The sequence below is a fragment of the Acidimicrobiia bacterium genome (genome assembly GCA_016650365.1).
In the GTDB taxonomy this organism is placed as follows: domain Bacteria; phylum Actinomycetota; class Acidimicrobiia; order Spongiisociales; family JAENVV01; genus JAENVV01.
The window spans coordinates 1-16,027 of record JAENVV010000064.1 but is presented as its reverse complement, the minus strand read 5'-3'; the positions used below and the strand labels follow the sequence as shown (position 1 = coordinate 16,027).

The following is a 16,027-nucleotide window of genomic DNA, read 5'->3' as shown; positions in this document are numbered from 1 at the left end:
GTGTGCTCGACATGCAACCACGTCTCTATCGGCACCGCCGATTGATCATTACCACCACCCCGACGGTCGAAACACACCAGATCGAGGAGTACCTGGGACTCGTAACGGGGGCGGCGATTCTCGGCGCCAACGTGTTCAAAGACTTCTTTGCGGGGATCACCGACGTGATCGGCGGGCGCTCGGCCAACTATGAGCGTGAGCTACTCAAGGCCAAGAACCTGGCGATCGAAGAGATGACCAGCGAAGCCTCACATCTCGGCGCCGATGCAGTGGTTGGCGTGGATCTTGACTACGAGACGATCGGCGCCAATGGATCGATGCTGATGGTGACGGCGTCGGGAACTGCGGTTCGCCTTGGCCCCATATCCAGCGTCTCTCGCTAGCACCCAAATCAGTACCCGGTTTCCTCTCACAAATCGACTCCTGACTAACCTACGGGCAACAGGAGACGAAGTTTGAACTTTGACTACCCAGCTCATACCGAAATCACCCGCCGGCGCGTCCGGGCCTTCTTGGCCGAGCAGCTACCAACGGATTGGGCAGGCTTTGGTTCCCTTGAAGGGGCCGCCTATGACTCGTTCGTCCAGGAATGGCGCAACACGTTGTATGAGCACGGATGGCTGGCCGTCACCTGGCCGAAGGCATATGGAGGAGCCGGCCTGACCGAGATGGACGAGGTCGTGGTGGCCGAGGAACTTACCAGGGCCGGGGTGCCGACCGGTGGCCCCACCGATGCCTTTGGGATTGGCATGCTCGGTAATACCCTGCTTGAACTCGGCACGGAGGAACAGCGTCAATACTTCTTGCCGCGCATCCTGTCTGGCGAAGACCGGTGGTGTCAAGGCTACTCAGAACCAAATGCAGGTTCGGATCTTGGTAGCGTCGGCACCCGGGCAAGCCTTGACGGGGATGAATGGATTATCAACGGCCAGAAGATCTGGACTTCGGCCGGACAAATTGCCAACTGGATTTTCCTTCTATGCCGTACCGATCAGGAAGCCCCCAAGCATCGAGGAATCACTTTCATGCTGTGTCCAATGGACCAACCCGGCATCGAAGTTCGGCCCATCGAGATGATATCTGGTGACTCTGAGTTCAACGAGGTCTTCTTCTCAGACGCCAGAACCCGTCGCGAGTATGTCGTCGGCCAGGTCAACGATGGATGGCGAGTAGCGATGGCACTGCTCGGCTTTGAACGCGGAAAAGCTGCCGCGGTTGCTCCACTGGCATTCCGAGCCGAATTGGACCGGCTTATCGACTACGCCCGCGACTTCGGCAAGCTCGAGAATCCGCTGGTCAGAGACCGACTCATGACCTGTTACGCCAAGGTCGAGATCATGCGATATTCCGGATACCGAGCCCTCACCAATTTCGAAAAGGGTATCGCCCCCGGACCCGACTCGGCCTTGACCAAAATCTTCTGGTCCGAATATCATCAGGAGGTCACCGAACTCGCCATGGACATCATGGGGACTGTCGGGCTGGTACCGGTCGGACGACCTCCGTCGAGCGCCTTCACCACCGACGATCCGGGAGCTTCGAACTCGACGGCATCATGGCAGAACGTATTCTTGAACTCCCGGGCCGGAACCATCTATGCGGGAACCTCAGAAATCCAACGAAACATCGCTGGCGAGATGATCCTGGGATTACCCAAGGAACCACGGTAGATCATGGATCTTGCGATCATGACCGAGCCACAGGTGGGCGGCACGTACGAAGAGATCCTGACGGTCGCCCGCTGGGCGGAAGCGAACGATCTCGTTTCCTTCGCAAGGTCTGATCACTACTACGGGTGGGGACGCGAGCCGAAGCCAGATGCCACCGATGCGTTTGCCACCCTGGCCGGCCTGGCCAGAGAGACAAACCGTATCGAGCTGGCGGTTCTGGTTGCCCCATTCACCTTCAGACACCCGGCCGTGGTTCTCAAGAACGCAACAACCATCGATCAGATGTCGGCAGGTCGCCTGGCGCTCGGGGTGGGGACTGGCTGGAACGAGGAAGAACATGTGGCATACGGTATGCCATTTCCACCGTGGCCAGAGCGCTTTGCTCGGCTTGAAGAAGGGCTCGCATACCTGCGCGCGGCGTTCGATGATGGTCGGTTCCAGGGAACGTACTACCAACTCGATGCGTCGGTTGAGCCCAAAAAGACCGGGGATTTACCCATAATCGTCGGAGGTTCCGGCCCGAAACGGACCCTGGAGCTGGCGGGACGATACGCCGATGAGTACAACGTTTTTGTGTCCGACCCGGCGACTATCTCCGCCCGGGTCCAGGTCCTCCGCCGATCAGCCGAAGCCGCCGGACGGGATCCCGACTCCATTCGGGTCTCGGTGATGGGTCCGATTATCGCTCATCAAAACCGGTTCGGATATGAGGACATACTCGCCGCCAGGGCCGCCAAACGAGGGGTCAGTGTTGCCGATCAAGAACTCCGCTGGCGCTCTGCCTTTTTGCCGATTGGAACGACCGACCAGGTAGGCGAAACTCTTGCCGAGTTCGAGTCAGCCGGGGTGAGTCGCTACTACGTGCAGTTCGTAGACCTTCCATCGGTGGACCAACTCGACGAAGCATTCTCGGGTATTCCGCGCTGATCGGGCTACTTCAGCCAGCGACTACCATTCCCACTCATGTCGGATCTCCTCGTAATAGAAAACTTGCATGCCTCCGTAGATGAGACGCCAATCCTCAACGGCGTCAACCTCATCGTCAAAGCTGGAGAAATCCATGCACTGATGGGCCCGAATGGGTCCGGGAAGTCGACCCTGTCGAAGGTTCTCATGGGCCATCCGTCCTATAAGGTGACCGCCGGCACGATCTTCTTCAAAGGCATTGACGTCACGTCGATGTCGCCAAATGATCGAGCAAACCTCGGAATGTTCATGGCTTTTCAACACCCTGAGGCGATTCCGGGAGTCTCCGTGGTCCAGTTCTTGCGTCAGGCCCTGGCGAATCGAACCGGCATCGACTACACCGTCCTCGAGTTGCGTCTCAAGGTTATGGACGCCATGCGCGATCTTGAGATGGACTCGGCCTTTGCCGATCGTTATCTGAATGAAGGTTTCTCCGGTGGAGAGAGAAAGCGCAATGAGATCCTCCAAATGGCGATTCTTGAGCCCGATATCGCCATCCTCGACGAAACAGACTCAGGACTCGATATCGACGCCCTCCGGACTGTTGCTGACGGTGTCAACAAGCTGACAGGCGACGAACGCGCCTTCCTCATCATTACTCACTACCAACGGCTCCTCGACTACGTAAAGCCCCATCATGTCCACGTGTTCGGAGATGGAGCCATCCAGCTGTCAGGAGGCATGGAACTCGCCGAACGCCTCGAGGCCGACGGTTACGAGTCGTTCCGACCAAGCTGATGGATGTTCGTAGGGATTTCCCAATCCTTAATTCAAATGACATGGCGTTCCTCGATTCTGCGGCCAGTTCGCAGAAGCCAGAGGCTGTCATCGCGGCAATGGACACCATGCTGCGATCCGGGTACGCCAACGTACATCGTGGAGCCTACCGATTGTCCGCCGAAGCAACCGATGCCTACGAGGCAGCCCGGGCCAAGGTAGCCGCCTTCATTGGAGCCTCCTCCCCGCGAGAGGTGATCTTCACTCGGGGAACCACCACCGCGATGAATATGCTCGCCGCCAAGTGGGGCGGTGACCGACTCGTTCCCGGTGACAATGTTGTCCTATCCGTGATGGAACATCACGCCAACCTGGTCCCCTGGCAGTTCCTCAAAGGCCTGGAACTCCGCTTCGCCAACCTCACCGATGATTACGCGCTCGATATGAATAGCCTTCGCAACCAGGTCGATGAACGAACGAGGATTATCTCCATCACGGGAATGTCGAATGTTCTCGGCACGATCACACCGATCGACCAGATCCGGGCCGTGGCCGACACGGTCGGCGCAACGGTTATCGTCGACGGTGCCCAGTTGGTGCCTCATTTACCCGTCGACGTCCAGACACTCGGGGCTGACTTCCTCGCCTTTTCGGCTCACAAGATGCTCGGACCCACCGGGATCGGTGTTCTGTGGGGACGAATGGAACTACTTGACGAAATGGAACCATTCGAGGGCGGCGGCGAAATGATCGATGAGGTCGGGCTGTTTGCGTCGACCTGGGCGCCGGTGCCGCACAAATTCGAGGCAGGCACGCCACCGATCGTCGAGGCGATCGGTCTTGGGGCTGCCGTCGACTATCTCACCGACCTGGGGATGGACGCCGTACGTAAGCACGACACGGAGTTGACTATCTACGCTCTCGAACAACTCGCTACGGTCCCCCACGTCACCGTCTATGGGCCAACCGACCTCAACATCCGGGGCGGGACGATTTCCTTCACACTCGGCGACATCCACCCTCACGACCTCTCGACGATCCTCGATGAGAACGGAGTTGCGGTCAGAGCCGGCCACCATTGTGCTCGTCCGCTGATGGATCACCTAGGTATTCCTGCGACGGCTCGAGCTTCGTTCTCGGTATATTCATCGATCGATGAGGTCGACCGACTCGTGGCCGGGCTCGAGCTGGCCGCAAAACTATTCGGCATTGCGAGCTAGGTTATCCCTCGTGGGACTTGACAGCCTGTACAAAGAAGTCATCCTGGATCACTACCGGAACCCTCGTAATCGTGCCGAGCTTGCCGACGTCCATCGGCACGCCGATGGCAACAACCCGCTCTGCGGCGACAAGATTTCGCTTGACCTGACGATCGACGGCGACATCGTGGCCGGTATCTCGGTTCAGGGACAAGGGTGCTCCATCTCGCAGGCATCCGCATCACTCATGTCCGAGGCCATCAAAGGTAAGAACCTTCAGGAGATCGCTCGTCTCCGCCAGCTGTTCTCAACCATGATGACGAGCGACGAGGCCATCGTCGATCCGGATCGTCCCGGGGCGGTGCTCGGCGAACTTGAGGCCCTGGCCGGCGTCAAGGCCTTTCCGGTTCGGATCAAGTGTGCCAGCCTGCCATGGGCCACCCTCGACGTCGCCTTGGCGGGGGACGCCGAACCGGCCACTACCGACTGAGGTCTCACTGTCGAGGATCGCCCAAGGACTTGCTCGACGAGGCTTCAGCTGGCCCGGCTCAGCCAGCCGATCAGGTCGACTTCGATAGCGGACCGCTGTGAGGCGACCCATCGCCGCCGCAATTGCCGTCGTTCGTTTTCGTCGAGGCCACCCCAGATCCCAAACCGCTGACCGGTCGTTACCGCGTAATCCAGGCAATCCAAACCAACCGGGCAGTCTCTACACACTGCTTTTGCCCTGGCAATGTCAAGGACCGCCGCGCCGGTCTCACCAACCGGGAAGAACAGATTGTCAGTCTGGTGACGGCAGGAAGCCCGTTCCCGCCAGTGGGTCTCGCCAGGTTCAAAATCGTCCATACTGGAAGACTATCGCACTTTAGTGCTAAAATCAAGCAGGAAGATGTCTACCCGATAATGCCACCTTCGGTCATCCCTTTGAGATCGAGGGCTAGGTCGAGCTCTTCGGCAGTCATGACCCCCTTTTCGAGAGCGACTTCACGCACATTGCGGCCGCTGGCAAATGCCTCCTTGGCAATCTCGGCTCCTTTGTCATAACCGATGTGCGGATTCAGTGACGTGACGACGATGATGTTCTTCTCAACAAGTTCACGAGCCCTATCGGCGTTGGCCTCAATACCGTCAATGCAACGCGACCGCAGCGTCGCCGCCGCCGTCGCCAGAATGGAGATCGACTCGTCGAGATTGGACGACATCACCGGCATCATCACGTTCAGTTCAAAGTTACCGTTTGCACCGGCCCAGGTGATGGCGGCGTCGTTGCCGATGACCTGGGCAGCCACCTGCATGGTCATCTCAGGCATCACAGGATTGACCTTCCCTGGCATGATCGAGGACCCGGGCTGCAGGGACGGCAAGCGAATCTCGGAGATCGCCGTCCGAGGCCCGGAGGACAACCACCGCAGATCGTTGGCAATCTTGAACAGTGATACGGCGATGGTCTTCAGCGTGCCCGACACGGCGACGGCCGCATCCTTGGCTGCCTGTGCTTCGAAGTGATTGGGGGCCTCGCGGAACGGTAGCCCGGTCCGGCGGGCGATCTCAGCGATCGTGTCGCGGGCGAAGCCGGCCGGGGCATTCAGCCCGGTGCCAACCGCGGTGCCCCCGAGAGCCAGCTCTTCCACCTCGGTTACCACCTTCTCGAGCCGAGACACGCCATACCCCACTTGAGCGGCGTATCCGGAGAACTCCTGACCGAGCGTCACCGGGGTGGCGTCCATGAGATGAGTCCGACCCGATTTGACCACATCGACAAACTCGACAGCCTTGGCGGCAAGCGACTCCTGCAAGCTCTTCAAGGCGGGAATCAAATCTTCGTAAATGGCGGCCGCGGCAGCGATGTACATCGCGGTCGGAATGACGTCATTTGATGATTGGCCATAATTGACGTGATCGTTGGGGTGAACGGGCCGATCTCCAGCTGCTGCTCCCAAGACGACGGCAGCCTGATGGGCGATTACTTCGTTGGCATTCGTGTTCGTCGACGTCCCCGAACCGGTCTGAAATATGTCCAGGACGAACTGGGCGTCAAGCGAGCCTGCGATAACCTCTTCGGCCGCCGTCACGATGGCGGCAGCCTTGTCGGCGGCAACGTATCCGTCGCGCCCATTGATGACCGCTGCCGAAGCCTTGACGATACCGAGAGCCCAGATGAACCGACGACTGAACTTCCGATCGGAAATCGGAAAGTTCTCAAAGGCGCGCTGGGTTGACGCACCATAAAAGGCCCCAGTTGGCACCTGAACTTCTCCCATGGAGTCGCGTTCGATTCGGTATTCCACAATGTCTCCTTCAAGGCTTTTGAGCAACCAAGACTAGGCCCTGCCCGGCTGGTTTCGAGTCCGGTGGATACCGATAATTCACAGCTCGTGTACCGTTGGACGAAGATGCGACTGACCAATTTTACTTCGAGCACCGGTTCGAACCTGGCCGGATTGGTGTGGGCCGGGAACCCGGAGCACACGATCCTCCTGGTTCATGGCCTGGGATCGAACGCGAGGACGTGGATCCGGGTCGCAGAGCTCCTCAATGCCAAAGGTTCTCAGGTGGTCGCATACGATCAGCGATCGCACGGTCAATCCGAGCAGGTTGGAGCGGGGTTCGATTTCAAAACATACGTAGCCGATCTGCAACTCGTAATCGGTTCTGTAGCGACGGCTCCCCCGGTCACCGTTGGACAATCCTGGGGAGGCAATGTGGTGGTGGAACACGGCGCCCACCATGAGATCACGACAACGATTGGCATCGACGGCGGGTTCATCCGACTCGCCGATCGGTTTCCTGTTTGGGAGGACTGCGCCGACGTGCTGGCCCCTCCCCGTTTCGCGGGGGCCACCCGGCCCGCCGTCGAGGGCTATTTGCGAACGGCACATCCCGACTGGTCAGACATTGCAATCGAAGGAGCACTGGGAAATTTCGAGCCTCAGCCAGACGGGACCGTCATGCCGTATCTCCAGTACGACCAACATATGGCGATCCTACGGTCTCTCTGGGAGCATGACCCGGCGGTGGCACTGGCTCATGTGTCTGTCCCCACCCACGCCATCATGGCCCGACCCGGCCTCGCCTCCAATGTTGATCCACGCACGATGGGATTTGACGAGATCGTTCTTCTCACCGGCGATCACGATCTGCACCTTCAGCAACCCGAACGCGTAAGCGAACTCATCTGGGGGATGACCACATGGGGCCTTTGACCTTGATCGGGTCTGCCGAAACCAGTCCAGGAATGGTGAAGGTCCACCGCACCATATTGGCTTCGCTACCTCCGCAACCGCAGGTGGTCTATCTCGATACCCCCTACGGGTTTCAGGAGAATGCCGACCTGATCTCGGCCAAGGTACAGGACTATTTCGACGTATCCCTCGGCCAATCGGTTGAGATCGCTTCTTTACGAAACGCCGCCGAGGCATCCCAGGCCAGCGTTGAGGCGTTTCGAATTGCGATCGAAGGGGCCGATTACATCTTCACCGGGCCCGGCAGCCCCTCCTACGCGTTGACCCAATGGCAACAGGTTGACGCGGCTCGTTCATTGATTCGCGCCTCAGCCTCAGGAGCCGCCATCTGTCTGGCCTCGGCGGCGGCCGTCACGGCCGGGCGATACGCCATCCCGGTATATGAGATCTACAAGGTTGGCCAGGCTCCCTTCTGGCTCGACGGTATGGACCTCTTCTCCGACATCGTCGGCGTCGAGGCGGTCGTCGTTCCGCATTGGGACAACAGGGATGGCGAACATCACGACACCAGATACTGTTTCGTCGGCCGTCGCCGACTTGACGAACTCATCGCCCAGCTTCCCCACCCGTTGCCGATTATCGGGATAGACGAACACACCGCGGTGACCTTTCACGACGGACAGGTCAGCGTGACCGGTCGCGGACGGTTGACGGTCACGATTGGTCAGGCAGAAGAAACTCTCGCCACCGGCGACACCGCCGCCTTGGCAGACTTGGTGCCATCACGATCGATTACCGTCCCGACGCCACCCGCCCAGTCCGAGCCTTCGGATTTTCATACGGCTCTTGGTGAAGGCGAGGTCCTGGCGGCCGCCGACGTCATCCTCACCAACCTCAGCGAGGGCCGAACGGAGCAAGCCCGTCGGATGGTCGTGGAGCTAGCCAAGACGGCAGGCACGGCGACTGATCCGGAGGAGCTGATACAACCGTTCGTCGATCTTCTCATGGATGCGCGTAACCGGGCACGGACCCGCGATGACTTTGAGGAGGCCGACCGGATACGCGATGCCCTCCTTGCGTCGGGTATCGAGATTCAAGACGGCAAGGGAGCCAGCCAGTGGCACCTCAAGGGCGAAGAAGGTCGGCATAGCCGAGATAGTGATCATCGAGATCGTCCCTGATTCGGTTCGGTCGCTCGTCAAGCGCGACTACTGACCGAACGAGCAGGTCCACCAGACCCCGATAGTCCTGAATCGAAATGATCTCCGGGGCAACCTTTGCCGGGCGCTCCCCTGCTTCTACGCCCGACAAGTCACCCATATTGTGATAGTTGCCGAGGGCGAGACACAGGCAGGTTGACTCATAACCGTAGGCTCCGAAGGCGGTCGCCTCACATGATCCGCCGGGCATCAGCTTGCGCTGAAACTGGAAGCCGGGCTTGCGTTTGGTCAACTCCACCGCCACATCGGTCATCACTTCGGTCAACCGGGGGCTGAACACCGAGGATGCATCTCCCACTCGAACGACCGGACCACCACCGATGGGCGACTCGGCATAACTCCGTGACATTTCAACGCATATCAGGCGGGTCCCTTCCCGGATCGTCCCGGTGGTGGCCGCCGCGATGGCACCGATAAAGCCCACCTCCTCTGCCCTGGTCAGCAGTACTCCGACATGGGCAGCCGCGCTGACCTTGCGCAATCGATCAAGAGTCTCCAGCGCGGCAGACACGCCGGCCAAATCGTCGCAAGCCGGCGCATACAGATGGCCACCCCGAATCCCGAGTTGCCTGGTGGTGAATGCCCACCGCCCGATGTCCCCGACCTCGCAACCAGAGCCAGAAGTTCGCAGGATGCCGGTACGTTGCCTGCCTGACCGTTCGATCGTCTCAATACGCGCCGCCCGTCGTCCCCCGGCGCCGAAGACATGGACCCCGGCGCCCACAAAGTACGCGTCAAGGACGCCGCCCCGAAACTCATAGGCGAACCGTCCCGCTGACAGCTTCTCGGTGAGCACGAATCCGGGGTGATCCATATGAGCCGTGATCCAAACCGGCGAACGCCGGGAGCGACTTTGCCGGGTAATCACGAGATTGCCAGACGTATCCGAAACGATCCTCAGGTCGCTGCGTCGGGCAACCCAGCGACGAACCCAGTCGATTACGGCCTCCTCACGGCCGGCCACCGATGGCAGGGCGGTGAGTTGTTCAAGCCATTGGATCATGCGACGAACTCCAGAATCGTGGCCATCAACACCGCAAATTCATCACGGTGCATCGAATGGCTGCTCTCGGGTACGGTGACAAACCGGATGAGACCGTTCAGATCGGCGAGTCCCTGCCCCAGCGCCGGGGGAACCAGTGAACCGAGGGCGGGATCGGATCCAACCAGCAAGGTAGGGACCGCAAGTTTGGACGTGATCGACACCAGATTCCAGTCCGGGTTATGCCAGATCGTTTGCTGGGTAACCGAAAGTGACGACTGCTGAAGGGCTTGGGCCTTGATCCGAGCATCTTCCAGGTGCCAGGTCGGGTTGTCGGCAGAGACTCTGGCAGCGGTCAGTGGAGCCTGGTAGGCGGCCGTGAACATATCGATGGCAATCTCTGGGGACAGGACGACAAGTGCCGGATCAAGCAGAACGAGCCGCTTTCCGAACCGCGGATTCTGATCGAAAAGGGTCACGGCGATCGACCCACCTAACGAGTGACCGATCACGACATCCCAATCGTCCCCCAGTTCCGCGACGTCTGCGGCGTACGCCGCCAGCGAATAATCATCAATGTGGGCGCTCCCACCATGTCCGCGGAGATCGGGGGCCGTTACCTGGAAGCCCGCTTGTACCAGACTCGGGCCAACTCGCCACCAGCCTTCGGAATTTGATCCGAGGCCGTGGATCAGCAGTACTCGTCGTCCTGACTCTCCGGAGACACGGACCGCCAGTTCCACGATCGCTCCCTACTTGAGCCGGGAACGAAGAGCCTCGTACCCACCTGCTTCGAGCTCCGTGGCCAGCTCGGCTCCTCCGCTCTCGACAATCCGACCTTCCATCATCACGTGGATCCGATCCGTTGTCAGGTACCGAAGAATCCGGCTGTAGTGGGTAATGAGCAGGATGCCGACGTCAGGACCTCGCATCGCCTCAACGGCCTCGGCCACTTCGCGAACGGCATCAATGTCGAGCCCTGAGTCAATTTCATCCAGAATGGCCACCTTCGGTTGCAAGACGGCCATCTGGAAGATCTCCGACCGTTTCTTCTCACCGCCCGAAAGATCCTGGTTCACCGATCGAGTAAGAAACCTCGTCATGTCGAACTGTTCACCAGAGGCGACGATCCGACGCTCGACTTCGGCCGCCTCGATTCCCGACTCATCGGCAGCTTCCCGCAAGAAGTCGATCAGTTTGACCCCGCGGATCTCCACCGGATACTGGAACCCCTGGATCAAACCCATCCGAGCCCGTACGTCGGTTGGCTCACCGAGCAGATCGCGACCGTCGAGGCGAGCCTGGCCGGTCACGGTGTAGACCTCCTTGCCGGCCAGCACGTGACAGAGTGTCGACTTGCCGGAACCATTCGGTCCCATGATGGCGTGAATCTGGCCGAACGGTACTTCCAATGAGAGTCCCTTGAGGATCTCCACCTCGCCGACCGAGGCGTGCAGGTCAACTATTTCCAATGCCAGGTTCATGCGGAGTCCTTGCTTCGGGCCTGAATCACACCGTCGACGATGCGCACCTCGTAAACGGGCACCGGGGTCGTAGCCGGGAGCGACTTGGGCACCCCGGTCGTTACATCAAAGGAAGACCCGTGACGGGGACACTCGACTTCCATATCGAACAGTTCGCCCTCGGCCAAAGAAGCCTCGGCATGCGAACAAAGATCACCGATGGCGTAGACATCGCCTCCGACAAGGAAAAGCGCCAGGCGCTCTTCCCCAACGTCATATCGCTTCCCGACCTCGTTCTCAAGATCCGATAGCGGCCCAAGCGTGGTCCAGTCTTTCATCCGAGCCGTCCCGCTTCTTGAGCAGCAACGAACTTCCGTTCGACTTCGTCACGAACCGGGGCCGCCACTGCTTGGGCAGGAAGCTTGTCGATCACTTCGTCGAAAAAGCCTTTGACCAGGACGCGTTCGGCCCGTTCCCGGCCGATCCCGCGGCTAGCCAGGTAATAGAGATGTTCCTCTTCGAGAGGGCCGACCGTCGAGCCATGCCCGCACACCACGTCATCGCAAAGGATTTCCAGGTTGGGCACCGACTGAGCTTTCGCCCCGGCGGATAGAACCAGGTTGCGATTGTTCTCGAATGCAGAGGTATTCGTCGCCTGTTCCTCGATACGCAGCAAACCGGTGAAGATGGACTCTGCCTGATCCTCGACCGCGCCTTTCAACAAGACGTCAGACGAGGTGTTCCGGCCACGATGATTGAGAACCATCCGATAGTCGAGAACCTGCTGTCCGTCGCCAAACGACAATCCGTTCAGAAGGTATGACGAGCCGTCGCCATCGAGGTCTACGGACAGATCAAGGCGTCCAAGCGCACCACCGAGACCAACTTCACCCATCTTCATTGAGGCGTCGCGACCGAGTCGGACCCGCTGGTAGCCGAGTCCCTGCGTCTTACGACCCCAGGTTTGGACCGAAGTCATGAAAAGCCGGGCACCCGATCCCAGAGTCGACTCGACCACCGGCGCCGCGGCTAGATCGGCTTCCGACGAACGGAACAGAAGAACCACTGAAGCCTCGGAGTTGTCTTCAAGGGCGATGGCGATATGCGGAAACGAGATCGTTCCAGCGGAGACCGACTGTACATCGATAACTATCGGGTCCGCCACGACGGTGTTGCGAGAAACCTGAACGAACAAACCATCGCCGGAAAATGCCGCGTTGCCCGCCAGAAAAATGTCATCGGACCGATCAGCAACCGCCCTACCAAAGAGCTCGCTGTCATCATCTGCGAGCTCGGCAAACGTACCCATTCGGACGCCGTCAGGCGCATCCCCGGTGACCGATACAAAACCATCCACCACCCGAGCGGACACTCGTTCGACGCCGATCGGGGCAGCCAGGTCATCGCCGGGAGCGGACGGCACCGTCAGATCCTCGATGGTGAAATCGAGGTCAATGTACTTCCAGTGCTCATCGGCCTGGGTTGGCATCGCGGAGGCTTCGAATGCCGCCAGACCGGCCCGGCGTCGTTCGGCGAGAACGGCTGGCTCACCTGCGAGGCGACGTTCGGCAATAGATCGATCTAGCACGGGACTCCTGGTAGATTATCGGAAGCCTGTATCGTAGGGCACCGGCGTACGTGTGCGAAACCCGCCTGGCCATTCGGCGAGCCTGCTCGGGGAAATTCCGGCGTCCCGGCTTTCCACCCCCAGGGCCGCCTGGTCTTCGCTTCGGTCACCCGGACAGTGCCCTCCCCGGGCATTGCCACAACTAAAGAGGCCAAAATTCCTTTGCGCTACGACGTAACCCCTGATAGCGTGGCGAGGCGGGCAATAACATAAGGGGAAATACGTCTTGGCATCTCGAAACCGGGATTCTATTTCGGTGTCTGACACCGTTGGCATGTACCTTGAACGCGTCTCCGATCACCAGCTTCTTACTGCCGAAGATGAAGTTTCGCTAGCCAGGGCCATGGAGGCCGGCCGAAAAGCTCAAGTCAAGCTTGATGCTGGCGACAAACTCACTCCAGCCGATCGAGCCAAGTTGTATCGCCTGGTCCACTCCGGCGAAGAAGCCAAGATGGTCTTTATCCGATCGAACCTTCGCCTGGTGATTTCGATCGCCAAACGCTACGCCGGTCGTGGACTCGACTTGCTCGATCTCATCCAGGAGGGAAACCTCGGCCTCATTCGGGCTGTCGAAAAATTCGATTGGCGAAAGGGATTCAAGTTTTCAACATACGCCACCTGGTGGATTCGTCAGGCCATCACCCGGGGGCTTGGTAACCAGGCTCGCACCATCAGACTCCCCGTTCATATGGTGGATGTAGTCCGAACGGTTCAAGAGACCGAGCAACTTCTCACCGAGGAACTTCGCCGAGCCCCGACTCGTGCCGAAATAGCCGAATCGTCCGGGTTGGACCTCGAGCGAGTTGACGCGGCATTGGCAGCGCCCTCTGACACCGTTTCGTTGGATCGCCCGGTCGGCGACGAAGGCGATGCCGCCCTCCAGGACTTCATTGAAGATGACCGGATGCCCGATCCATTCAGCCACGCCGCCGAAGTGATGAGGCGCCATCACCTGATCAATGCGCTGGATGTGCTCGAACCGGTTGAACAGAAAATCCTCTACCTCAGATTCGGGCTGGATGGGGGCGAGTCCCGAACCCTCAGCGACGTCGGGAAGGTCTTCAACCTGACCAGGGAGAGGGTTCGCCAGATCGAGGGACGAGCGTTGGCTAAGCTACGCCATCCGTCCTCACTAGTCGATCTGGAGTCACTGCTCTAAATGGATCTCGTCGCAGATTTCTTCAATGATTCGTCGTTCATATTCATTTTCATCCTCGGAGCGGCCGGCGGCCTCATGGGAGGGATTCTGGCTGGCAGGAGCGCTTCGGCGGCCAGTTCGATCATCATCGGAGCGGTTTTCGGAGTGATTACGTCCATTATCGCCGCATGGTTGAATGCTCCCGACCTCGTACAGGTGGGCGGCTTTCCGCTCCTCTGGGCGGCCGGAGGCGGGTTGGTAGCCTCATACGCAATCAGCCGCTCAAGCGGCTGATTGGGTTCTTAGGCTAAGTCAGAGAAGGTCGTTACCCGACGGCTCCGGCTTCCATCATGTTGAGTTCGATGAGACGGTTCATCTCAACCGCATACTCCATCGGAAGCTCCTTGATGATCGGCTCGATGAACCCGGCTACCACCATTGAGGTTGCTTGTTCTTCGGTAAGGCCCCGCGACATCAAGTAGAAGAGTTGCTCTTCGCCGACCTTTGACACGGATGCCTCGTGGCCGATCTCAGCATCGTTCTCTTCGATCTCCATCGACGGATAGGTGTCAGATCGCGACGCGTCATCGAGAATCAGCGCATCGCACCGGACAAACGACTTGACGTTCTTGGCACCGGGCTCAACCCGGACCAGACCTCGATATCCGGCCCGTCCCCCGCCCTTGGAGATGGACTTGGAGATGATCGTCGAGGTCGTATTCGAGGCAGCGTGCACCATCTTGGCGCCGGCATCCTGATGCTGACCTTCGCCGGCGAAGGCAATCGAGAGCACCTCACCGTGGGCGCCAGGCTCAAGCATCCAGACGGCCGGGTACTTCATGGTCAGCTTGGACCCGAGGTTGCCATCGATCCATTCCATGGTCCCGTTGGCGTATACCGCGGCTCGCTTGGTAACGAGGTTATAGACGTTGTTTGACCAGTTCTGAATCGTCGAATAGCGACACCGTCCGCCCGCCTTGACGACGATCTCGACGACCGCCGAATGGAGCGAATCCGAGGACCAGACCGGCGCCGAACAGCCTTCTACGTAGTGCACGTAGGCGTTTTCGTCGACGATGATGAGCGTGCGCTCAAACTGACCCATGTTTTGCGAGTTGATGCGGAAATATGCCTGCAATGGTTGATCGACGTGAACGCCCGGGGGCACATAGATGAAGGACCCACCAGACCAAACCGACGAATTGAGAGCCGCGAACTTGTTGTCGTTGGGAGGGATGATCGTGCCGAAGTACTCCTGAACGAGTTCCGGATAGTCGCGAACGGCGGTATCCATATCGCAAAAGAGGACGCCGAGGGATTCAAGATCATCCCGATTGCGGTGGTAGACCACTTCCGACTCGTACTGGGCTGTCACGCCGGCGAGATACTTACGCTCCGCCTCCGGGATGCCGAGCTTCTCGTAGGTGTCCTTGATCTCGTCAGGGACCATATCCCAGTCTTTGGCCTGTCCGTCCATCGGCTTGACGTAGTAATAGATGTCGTCAAAGTCGATGTCGTTGAGCGCTCCGCCGCCACCCCACTGCGGTATCGGTTTGCGGAGAAATCGCTTGTACGCCTTGAGGCGGAAGTCGAGCATCCAGGCGGGTTCACCCTTCATCTCTGACATCTGTCGAATGATTTCTTCGTTCAGACCCTTCTGGGGCTTGAACACGTAGTCGGCTTCTGAGTCATGCCAACCTAATTTGTATGCACCTAGATCAATGTCGACTGTGGCCACGGGTTTCACCTCGATCGCTGAGGGTACCACGATACCAGGACTGTGCGAAAGCGGACCGATCGCTTCGGAACCATACCCGTCAAGACTGCATACTTGATTAGAAAGTTCGAAATTTATGCGCTGCG

General features: G+C 59.2%; 18 protein-coding genes. 10 read left to right on the top strand and 8 right to left on the bottom strand.

The window, feature by feature from the left end; all coding sequences use genetic code 11:
- Window positions 1–41 precede the first annotated feature (41 nt).
- From JJE47_04205 to JJE47_04180, 6 genes are all read left to right on the top strand, one after another.
- Window positions 42–383 carry a heavy metal-binding domain-containing protein gene (locus JJE47_04205; protein ID MBK5266615.1) on the top strand — a complete coding sequence of 114 codons (342 nt, stop codon included), beginning with the start codon at window positions 42–44 and terminating at the stop codon, window positions 381–383.
- 72 nt (window positions 384–455) lie between these two features.
- Window positions 456–1,670, top strand: coding sequence for an acyl-CoA dehydrogenase family protein (locus tag JJE47_04200; protein ID MBK5266614.1), 1,215 nt, complete (start codon window positions 456–458; stop codon window positions 1,668–1,670).
- 3 nt (window positions 1,671–1,673) lie between these two features.
- Entirely contained in the window at window positions 1,674–2,597 is a 924-nt protein-coding gene (locus JJE47_04195) for an LLM class flavin-dependent oxidoreductase (GenBank protein ID MBK5266613.1), read from the top strand.
- Between the two features lie 36 nt (window positions 2,598–2,633).
- On the top strand, window positions 2,634–3,374 hold the full coding sequence (gene sufC / locus JJE47_04190; GenBank protein ID MBK5266612.1) for a Fe-S cluster assembly ATPase SufC: 741 nt from the start codon (window positions 2,634–2,636) through the stop codon (window positions 3,372–3,374).
- Window positions 3,374–4,573: a SufS family cysteine desulfurase gene (locus JJE47_04185; GenBank protein MBK5266611.1), complete on the top strand. Its 1,200-nt coding sequence runs from the start codon at window positions 3,374–3,376 to the stop codon at window positions 4,571–4,573. Before sufC (JJE47_04190) ends, JJE47_04185 begins: the two co-directional genes overlap by 1 nt.
- Window positions 4,509–5,042 carry an SUF system NifU family Fe-S cluster assembly protein gene (locus JJE47_04180; protein MBK5266610.1) on the top strand — a complete coding sequence of 178 codons (534 nt, stop codon included), beginning with the start codon at window positions 4,509–4,511 and terminating at the stop codon, window positions 5,040–5,042. Before JJE47_04185 ends, JJE47_04180 begins: the two co-directional genes overlap by 65 nt.
- A gap of 44 nt (window positions 5,043–5,086) precedes the next feature.
- On the opposite strand, the gene JJE47_04175 is transcribed toward JJE47_04180, so the two are convergent.
- A complete protein-coding gene (locus JJE47_04175) occupies window positions 5,087–5,398 on the bottom strand; it encodes a WhiB family transcriptional regulator (GenBank protein MBK5266609.1) in 312 nt (103 codons plus the stop codon).
- A gap of 47 nt (window positions 5,399–5,445) precedes the next feature.
- Window positions 5,446–6,843 carry a class II fumarate hydratase gene (locus JJE47_04170; GenBank protein ID MBK5266608.1) on the bottom strand — a complete coding sequence of 466 codons (1,398 nt, stop codon included), beginning with the start codon at window positions 6,841–6,843 and terminating at the stop codon, window positions 5,446–5,448.
- Between the two features lie 102 nt (window positions 6,844–6,945).
- On the opposite strand from JJE47_04170, the gene JJE47_04165 reads away from it, so the two are divergent.
- Together JJE47_04165 and JJE47_04160 are read left to right on the top strand one after the other, a co-directional pair.
- Window positions 6,946–7,755 carry an alpha/beta hydrolase gene (locus JJE47_04165; GenBank protein MBK5266607.1) on the top strand — a complete coding sequence of 270 codons (810 nt, stop codon included), beginning with the start codon at window positions 6,946–6,948 and terminating at the stop codon, window positions 7,753–7,755.
- Window positions 7,743–8,915 (top strand): Type 1 glutamine amidotransferase-like domain-containing protein, encoded by a 1,173-nt coding sequence (locus tag JJE47_04160; protein MBK5266606.1) that lies wholly within the window; start codon window positions 7,743–7,745, stop codon window positions 8,913–8,915. The genes JJE47_04165 and JJE47_04160 overlap by 13 nt, the downstream gene beginning before the upstream one ends.
- On the opposite strand, the gene JJE47_04155 is transcribed toward JJE47_04160, so the two are convergent.
- The 5 genes from JJE47_04155 to sufD are packed head-to-tail and all read right to left on the bottom strand — an operon-like array spanning window position 8,860 to window position 12,987.
- Window positions 8,860–9,957, bottom strand: coding sequence for a hypothetical protein (locus JJE47_04155; GenBank protein MBK5266605.1), 1,098 nt, complete (start codon window positions 9,955–9,957; stop codon window positions 8,860–8,862). The two genes, JJE47_04160 and JJE47_04155, sit on opposite strands and share 56 nt — an antisense overlap.
- The gene (locus tag JJE47_04150; GenBank protein ID MBK5266604.1) at window positions 9,954–10,679 is read right to left on the bottom strand and encodes an alpha/beta hydrolase; all 726 of its coding nucleotides are present in this window, start codon (window positions 10,677–10,679) and stop codon (window positions 9,954–9,956) included. The genes JJE47_04155 and JJE47_04150 overlap by 4 nt, the downstream gene beginning before the upstream one ends.
- A 9-nt stretch (window positions 10,680–10,688) precedes the next feature.
- Window positions 10,689–11,420, bottom strand: coding sequence for a Fe-S cluster assembly ATPase SufC (gene sufC / locus JJE47_04145; protein ID MBK5266603.1), 732 nt, complete (start codon window positions 11,418–11,420; stop codon window positions 10,689–10,691).
- On the bottom strand, window positions 11,417–11,737 hold the full coding sequence (locus tag JJE47_04140) for a non-heme iron oxygenase ferredoxin subunit (GenBank protein MBK5266602.1): 321 nt from the start codon (window positions 11,735–11,737) through the stop codon (window positions 11,417–11,419). Before JJE47_04140 ends, sufC (JJE47_04145) begins: the two co-directional genes overlap by 4 nt.
- Window positions 11,734–12,987, bottom strand: a complete 1,254-nt coding sequence (gene sufD, locus JJE47_04135; protein MBK5266601.1) for a Fe-S cluster assembly protein SufD — start codon at window positions 12,985–12,987, stop codon at window positions 11,734–11,736. The genes JJE47_04140 and sufD overlap by 4 nt, the downstream gene beginning before the upstream one ends.
- Before the next feature lie 295 nt (window positions 12,988–13,282).
- On the opposite strand from sufD, the gene JJE47_04130 reads away from it, so the two are divergent.
- Together JJE47_04130 and JJE47_04125 are read left to right on the top strand one after the other, a co-directional pair.
- Entirely contained in the window at window positions 13,283–14,185 is a 903-nt protein-coding gene (locus JJE47_04130; protein MBK5266600.1) for a sigma-70 family RNA polymerase sigma factor, read from the top strand.
- Complete coding sequence (locus tag JJE47_04125; protein ID MBK5266599.1) at window positions 14,186–14,458, top strand: hypothetical protein; 273 nt, start codon at window positions 14,186–14,188, stop codon at window positions 14,456–14,458. It abuts the gene before it with no gap.
- 31 nt (window positions 14,459–14,489) lie between these two features.
- On the opposite strand, the gene sufB is transcribed toward JJE47_04125, so the two are convergent.
- The gene (sufB, locus tag JJE47_04120) at window positions 14,490–15,902 is read right to left on the bottom strand and encodes a Fe-S cluster assembly protein SufB (GenBank protein MBK5266598.1); all 1,413 of its coding nucleotides are present in this window, start codon (window positions 15,900–15,902) and stop codon (window positions 14,490–14,492) included.
- Window positions 15,903–16,027 lie beyond the last annotated feature (125 nt).

Bases quoted from the DNA above. Each gene is read 5' to 3' on its own strand.
- JJE47_04185 (MBK5266611.1), top strand. From the start codon at position 3,374: ATGGATGTTCGTAGGGATTTCCCAATCCTTAATTCAAATGACATGGCG.
- sufC (MBK5266612.1), top strand. From the start codon at position 2,634: ATGTCGGATCTCCTCGTAATAGAAAACTTGCATGCCTCCGTAGATGAG.
- sufC (MBK5266603.1), bottom strand. From the start codon at position 11,420: ATGAACCTGGCATTGGAAATAGTTGACCTGCACGCCTCGGTCGGCGAG.
- JJE47_04125 (MBK5266599.1), top strand. From the start codon at position 14,186: ATGGATCTCGTCGCAGATTTCTTCAATGATTCGTCGTTCATATTCATT.
- JJE47_04180 (MBK5266610.1), top strand. From the start codon at position 4,509: ATGAGGTCGACCGACTCGTGGCCGGGCTCGAGCTGGCCGCAAAACTAT.
- JJE47_04195 (MBK5266613.1), top strand. From the start codon at position 1,674: ATGGATCTTGCGATCATGACCGAGCCACAGGTGGGCGGCACGTACGAA.
- JJE47_04165 (MBK5266607.1), top strand. From the start codon at position 6,946: ATGCGACTGACCAATTTTACTTCGAGCACCGGTTCGAACCTGGCCGGA.
- JJE47_04155 (MBK5266605.1), bottom strand. From the start codon at position 9,957: ATGATCCAATGGCTTGAACAACTCACCGCCCTGCCATCGGTGGCCGGC.
- JJE47_04140 (MBK5266602.1), bottom strand. From the start codon at position 11,737: ATGAAAGACTGGACCACGCTTGGGCCGCTATCGGATCTTGAGAACGAG.
- JJE47_04160 (MBK5266606.1), top strand. From the start codon at position 7,743: ATGGGGCCTTTGACCTTGATCGGGTCTGCCGAAACCAGTCCAGGAATG.
- JJE47_04175 (MBK5266609.1), bottom strand. From the start codon at position 5,398: ATGGACGATTTTGAACCTGGCGAGACCCACTGGCGGGAACGGGCTTCC.